Here is a 6,621-nt window from a genome sequence, read left to right as displayed (position 1 = left end):
CCTACTTTGGCAGCGCGGGGGGCACCGCTCGCCAGAATACCTGCACGGGCAATACGCAGTACGGCATCTTTGTGACGAGCACCGCTGCTCCCACGCTCAGCGACAATCAATGCACCGGCAATCATGGCCAACAGATACATGATCAGCGCAACAAGTTCGAGCAACTCTCGTAGAAAGGTTGTCCTGATGCCTATGCAACGGAACCTTCCTGCGAGAGCCATGGTGACGCCAGCGGGTCGCGGGCGCCACCAGCGTAGATCTGGCCTTGAATCGGCTGGTCGAGTCGATGAATCGCCATAGCATCTCTAGATGAAAAAATATCTGAAGATTATAATCAATGTGCATGTAAAAACGACTGTACATAAGTCGGGAGCATGGAGCTTCGGAACAGATTGTTGCGCCGTACTGATTCGGTGAACAGACACTATGAACAAAATGCGGGGAGTCTTATGCCTAGCGAGCGTACGAAAGGAGTATTGACAGTACGAATGTGCAGAATAGGCAATATGGCACCATTTTTGGTGATCCAATTTGTGCATGCTCGGTCAAATGATCGGTTATACTGTCCATATCAGCATCAATCTGCGTTTATAGTATTGTGGCAGCGTTACCACACTCATTTGACTTTGTTTCTGCCGATCTTAAAATGGTGGAGCACAAGGAGCACGACCGATACGTCCACAGGTACCGTGCGCATCTCTACGAGGTGAATGATGAATTCCCGAGTCAATCTTCGATCTGTTGACGCCTTGATTGATTTAAAGCGTGCGCTTAATTTCTTTGATCAAGAATCAATCGCGGCATTACGGGCTGTTGAGCAAGAATTACAAGCCACTGAATATTGGTTGCACGAGCGTCTGACCTACTGGCGTATGGAAAGCCAACGTCAGGAACAGGCCCTTCGTCAGGCGGAAGCAGCCTTGATGCGTTGCCAAAGTGCTAACCTCCCTAACCCTCGAACGGGTGCTGCCTCCCTTCCTGATTGTGGTGCTCAACAGGCCGTTCTTGTTCAGGCTCGGGTCAAGTTGCAGGAAGCACAACAGCAGTTGAAGACAGTTCAGACCTACCAAAGCACCGTCAGACATGCAGCGACAGCCTATCGCGATCAGGTCATCCAGCTTACCCGAAAGATGACGACCATCGTGCCATCGGCACGAGCCTTCCTCGACAATCGAACTGCCGAGATCCAGGCATATTTGGCACCAGGTGCCGCCACAGCCACCAATCAAGCACCTGTGACCACGCCTCCACCATCCCCCACTGGTATGCAGAACATCCCCACTGCTGGAGGCTCTACCAAGCACAATATCCAGATGATTGCTCTGGATCAGATTGATCTGAGCACGTCAACGGTGACTGGTTCTCAGGATTTTCGTAAGGTCTCGGTGCAAGAGATGATTGAGGGCTTTCATAAGCTCCAACACGTGGTTGCCCCTGCCGTAGCGCAAGGTGCAGACGGAGACGACTTTGCTCAGATGGATGCCGCACAGGGGCTCGATTATGCCCATGGTTATCAGCGCATTTTTGATGCGTTCTATGGCGATAGTCATATTCGTCTTGAGAAGATTGGTACGACCTACACGATTATCAATGGGCAGCATCGCCTCTTTATTGCTCGTCAGTTGGGGGTCAAGGCTGTCCCCGCATCAGTGGTTGTTATCACATCATCGTAATGAGACATCGTACGCAGGGAGGTGAAAGACGTAAAGATGCAAATTCCCTATTACCAACTTCAGCAGTCCTGGCAGCATGTGCGGCAAACATGGCAGACGACAACGATGCTCTGGGATGACGCGGTGCGCTGGCAATTTGAGGGGGAGTTCTGGCAACCGTTGAATAGCCAGGTGCCTGTGACATTGATAAGGCTGGAGGAACTGATGCGTGTGATTGCCCAAGCAAGACAGCATGTTCGCTAGAAATCATGTGAGTGAGCGTCTTCTATGACACGTAAAACGGAACTGGCTGCCCAGGCTCAAGCCCACCATGCGCAGATCAAGGCAGCGGCAGATCTGGCTGGTGTGCTCTATCACGCCTTGACGCGTGCGCTCGATCAAGCATTCCAGCAGATGACGCGTCAAATTAAGCAAGAGTCTGCCTTGACCATGCAGCGTATTGAGGCAGACCTCGAAGACATCCGCCGTTCCACGAACACAACTATTCAAGCATCGCTCAAATCTGCTGGCTTCGCTGCGGCTGACTGGAGTCTGTCGGGTTGGCAGACCTATACGCCCCCTACAGCGGGGGGCCCCCCAACGATGCTCCGTATCGGTACGCTTCGTCTGACGCCACCTGCGACTAAGTTGCCGTCGCTGCCCGCCTTTGTCCCGTTGGTTGGCTCACGGCATATCCTGATCTCGTTTGAAGAGGCCCAATCACGGCTAGGAGCCGAGATACTGCAAACCTTGGCCTGGCGCATTGCTGCCCTGAGCCCCCCAGAATCATATCGCTTTGTGCTGTTTGACCCCCTGGATCAAGGTACTAATCTTGCTTCGCTGCTCAAGCTCCCTGAAACCCTCCGGGGAATCAAAATCTACTGCCGTGATGACGAGGTTGAGCAGGCACTCCAGCAAGTGGCGGCTGATATCGAAGAGATTATTCAGCGCCGATTGCTCAATACCTACCGTGATATTCAGGCCTACAACCGCGCTAATCCCGATGTGGCGATTCCCTATCGGTTCCTGGTGATGATTGGGTTTCCAAAAGGCTTCTCCCCCAAAGCAGCAGAGTTGCTGTCCACCATTGCCCGAACTGGTCCACGTACGGGGTGTTATGTGCTGGGCGGCGTCCTGAAAGGAGAACAACCGCCGCGTGGCTTTGACTTTCGAGCCTTCATGAACCTGGCCTCCTATCTGAGTCTGAAAAATTCACGCCAGATCCAGTGGCATGATCCGGACTTCCCTCAGGCCACCATTCAGCCAGATGGCGCTCCACCTCCAGGGCTGATTGATCGGCTGGCTCAGGTGATCCAGCCGCTGGTCGTGGCCGCCTCTGTGACCAACATTCCTTTTCGCCGTATCGCGGTGCGGAAAAGTCAGTGGTGGCACGAGCGCAGCGCCGATGGGGTGGCGTTGATCTTGGGCGTTGATGAGTCGGGCAAAGACTTTCGCCTTGTCCTTGGCACGAATGGAGCATACCACGCCTTGATCGGTGGAGCCACCGGTATGGGCAAAACGAACTTGCTCCATCTCCTGGTGCTCATGCTTAGTACCGCGTATCCACCTGATGAACTGGAGTTCTACCTGGTTGATTTTAAGGAAGGGGTTGAGTTTCAAGACTATGTCACCCATGCCTTGCCCCACGCCCGTGCGGTCGTGCTGGAGGCGGAACGCGAGTTTGGCCTCAGTGTCCTCCAACGTCTCGTGCTAGAAATGGAGCAGCGGAGCCAAGCGTTCAAGCAAGCAAAAGTTGGCTCACTACAAGAATATCGTCAGCGCACCAATCAGAAGATGCCACGAACTATTCTTCTCATGGATGAGTATGTGGTGCTCTTCAGCGAGGATGATCGCTTATCCTTCCAAGCCAGTGAGGCGCTGGCTGCCTTGGTACAACGCGGACGTTCCTTTGGCATCCATGTTCTGCTGAGTGCGCAGCGCCCCGCGAGCACCTTCCTCAGCATGAGCCAGATCAAGAGCCAGATGGGGCTGCGCATGGCGTTGAAATGTCGCCCAGAAGACTCGACGTTGATCCTTGGTGAGGGAAATGAGCGTGCCGCCCGTTTAGTCCAGGCTGGTGAAGCCTGTGTCACCGCTGATCCCGACCGTATCGATGCCACCACCCTGGTTCGCATTGCCCGCCTTGACCCGGATGAGCGAGCGCTCTACCTGCGCGGTCTCCAGGAGTTTGCCCGCTTACAGCAGTATCGTCCTCGCTCGCCGATGATTGTCTTCAGCCGTGATGCCGCAGCACGCTGGACCGAGGCTCAGCAGGTAACCCAACGGTTGGCTGCCTCCCACTGGCGTCAACCCTATCCCATCCAGTGCTGGCTTGGCCTGCCTTTCCGGATAGCCGAGGATCTTGTCGTCAGATTCGAGCGACAGCAGGGCGCTAACCTACTCTGCCTTGGTCTTGATGATGGCCTGGCCTCACGCCTCTTGTTCAGCGCAGTCCTCGGGCTGAGTCTTGCCGTCAAGCCCCAGCGTTGTCGTTTTGTGCTGATAGGGCGCATAGACCCAGCCCAGCCTGTGGGTCAGGCGTTTTTGACCCTTCAGAAGACCCTTGCCCACCCTTTTGATCCTGTTGATCGTCAGGCTGCTGTCGATATGTTGGCGTCCCTCATCAGTGAGCTCGAAACCCGGCAGGCCACGTTACCCTCTCAGGCTGAGACGACGATCTTCATCATTATCGCCGGTCTCCAGCGTTGGCAAGAGGCCCGTGGAGCCAATCCATATACACCCAGTGTGGTTGGTGAACAGCTTATGCGCCTCTGCCAGCAGGGACCTGAGGTAGGTATCCATATCCTCCTCTCATGTGACCGTCTCAGTACCCTTGGGGCCGCCGTTGGTGGTGGTGGAGTTCACGATCTGATCGCCCAATTTGGACATCGGGTCGCGCTCCAAATGAGCAGTGACGAATCGATCAATCTGCTGGGTTCTCCCTATGCTGCGAAGCTAGGCTCTGAACGAGCATACTATCGCAATGAGCAGTGGCCGGCTGATGTCCTTGACAAATTCAAGCCCTACGCACCGTTGTCTCCTACTGAATTGCAGACGGTGATAGCGACCCTACATGATCGCTGGGCACTAACCTAGTACCCTCTGAACGCTCAAGGACTACCGATGACGTCAAGACTGCCAAGTACCGCTTTGACTCAGTTGGTTCCACTGCTGGGTAGTCTGGCCCGGCTCATTGCCGATGGTGCCCAGTTGGACGATATGCAGTTCCAGGTGCTTCTGGAGGCTGCCGATCTGGATCATGACCCCGCAGCGTTGGAAGAACTCCGACGATGGGGGCGCTTGCTGAGCCGACTCGCTTCCCAACCACGCGCTGATCTGCGCCGCGTCACGATCGAAGGCTTGCAGCTACGCGGAGTGCCTGAAGCCAGCGCACTGCTCGCTGTCGCAACGATTAGCGATCGTGCGACCATCACGACCAACGCCCCAGCCAGCACTCCACTGCCTCCCAGCCCCAGCCAGCTCCAGGTTCACCCAGAGCGCCTAGACTTTGGCACGCTCATGTCAGACCAGCCAGTCATTGCCAAGCTGATGATCCAGGGTGGCCCCGGACAGATCGTGGTGGAGAGTGATTACCTGCGGGTGACTCCAAGCCAATTCGGGGCGGAACCTACCGAGATCCAGCTCGAGGTCCACCCCCTGGCAGGCGGTTTACTCTGGACTTCCCTCCGCCTGGTTACAGCGGGTGCGACGGTTGAAGTCCCGGTGATAGCGCAGTGGGCTGCCGACACTAGCCATCAAACAGGGGCGACGCTTGTCGTCACGCCCGGCGCGAGTGAAGAAGAGTCGGGAACACGATTAACTGAAGCGATCCTGGCCGCAACGGCAGGAGCCGTGGTGCATGTATCGGCGGGCACGTACCGACTGGCACAACCCCTGATGGTTGACAAGCCGCTCACTTTCATCGGTGAGGGTCAGGATCAGACTCGACTGCTCTGCGCCGCAGAGGAGTACGTAGCCCATTTCAGCGGTGACGGCCCTTTCGTCATCGCTGACCTCAGCTTTGAGCACATTGGTACAGCCTGGGCACGGGTAGTTCAGGTGCATGGGGGCGAGATTGACATCCAGCGTTGTTCCTTTAAGGGCGGAGTCTTAGACGCAGTGAGGCAGACGGGGGGCAGCGGGCTCTATTTGTATGGACAAACCCGCGGGCTGATCAGGCAGTGCGAGGCGCGCGGGAATGTAATCGGCATCTCTGTCGACGAACAGGCCCAGCCGACGCTGGAGGGCAACACCTGCCAGCAGAACCAGTGGAGCGGCATCGCCTACTTCGACAGCGCGGGGGGCACGGCCCGCAAAAACATCTGCTCCAGCAACACAAAGTACGGCATCTCTGTCAACGCACAGGCCCAGCCGACGCTGGAGGGCAACACCTGCCAGCAGAACCAATGGAGCGGCATCGGCTACCGTGACAGCGCGGGGGGCACCGCTCGCCAGAATACCTGCTCCAGCAATACCACGCACGGCATCTACGTCGGTGCGCAGGCCCAGCCGACGCTGGAGGGCAACACCTGCCAGCAAAACAAAGACACGGGCATCACCTACCGTGACAGCGCGGGGGGCACCGCTCGCCAGAATACCTGCACGGGCAATACGCAGTACGGCATTTACGTCGGTGAGCAGGCCCAGCCAACGCTGGAGGCCAACACCTGCCAGCAGAACCAGTTGACCGGCATCGGCTACGGTGGCAGCGCGGGGGGCACCGCTCGCCAGAATACCTGCACGGGCAATACCAAGAACGGCATTTACATCGGTGCGCAGGCCCAGCCGACGCTGGAGGGCAACACCTGCCAGCAGAACCAATGGAGCGGCATCGCCTACTTCGACAGCGCGGGGGGCACGGCCCGCAAAAACATCTGCTCCAGCAACACAAAGTACGGCATCTCTGTCAACGCACAGGCCCAGCCGACGCTGGAGGGCAACACCTGCCAGCAGAACCAATGGAGCGGCA

5 protein-coding genes are annotated in these 6,621 nt (G+C 56.8%); all 5 read left to right on the top strand.

Annotation, left to right across the window (positions count from 1 at the left end):
• On the top strand, positions 1-173 hold a 173-nt coding region (locus EYB53_RS26840), incomplete at its 5' end, for a hypothetical protein (protein WP_135482191.1).
• Positions 174-710: 537 nt separating this feature from the next.
• Positions 711-1,673, top strand: coding sequence for a ParB N-terminal domain-containing protein (locus tag EYB53_RS24750; RefSeq protein WP_135482189.1), 963 nt, complete (start codon positions 711-713; stop codon positions 1,671-1,673).
• 36 nt (positions 1,674-1,709) lie between these two features.
• Positions 1,710-1,916, top strand: coding sequence for a hypothetical protein (locus tag EYB53_RS24745; protein WP_135482187.1), 207 nt, complete (start codon positions 1,710-1,712; stop codon positions 1,914-1,916).
• Between the two features lie 24 nt (positions 1,917-1,940).
• Complete coding sequence (locus tag EYB53_RS24740; protein ID WP_135482185.1) at positions 1,941-4,748, top strand: FtsK/SpoIIIE domain-containing protein; 2,808 nt, start codon at positions 1,941-1,943, stop codon at positions 4,746-4,748.
• Between the two features lie 27 nt (positions 4,749-4,775).
• Positions 4,776-6,621 (top strand): right-handed parallel beta-helix repeat-containing protein (locus EYB53_RS24735; protein WP_135482183.1); only part of this gene is annotated, 1,846 nt, incomplete at its 3' end.

The organism is Candidatus Chloroploca mongolica (genome assembly GCF_004762035.2).
Lineage (GTDB): Bacteria > Chloroflexota > Chloroflexia > Chloroflexales > Chloroflexaceae > Chloroploca > Chloroploca mongolica.
Note: the sequence above shows the minus strand (reverse complement) of the source record. Positions and strands in the feature narration are given on the sequence as shown.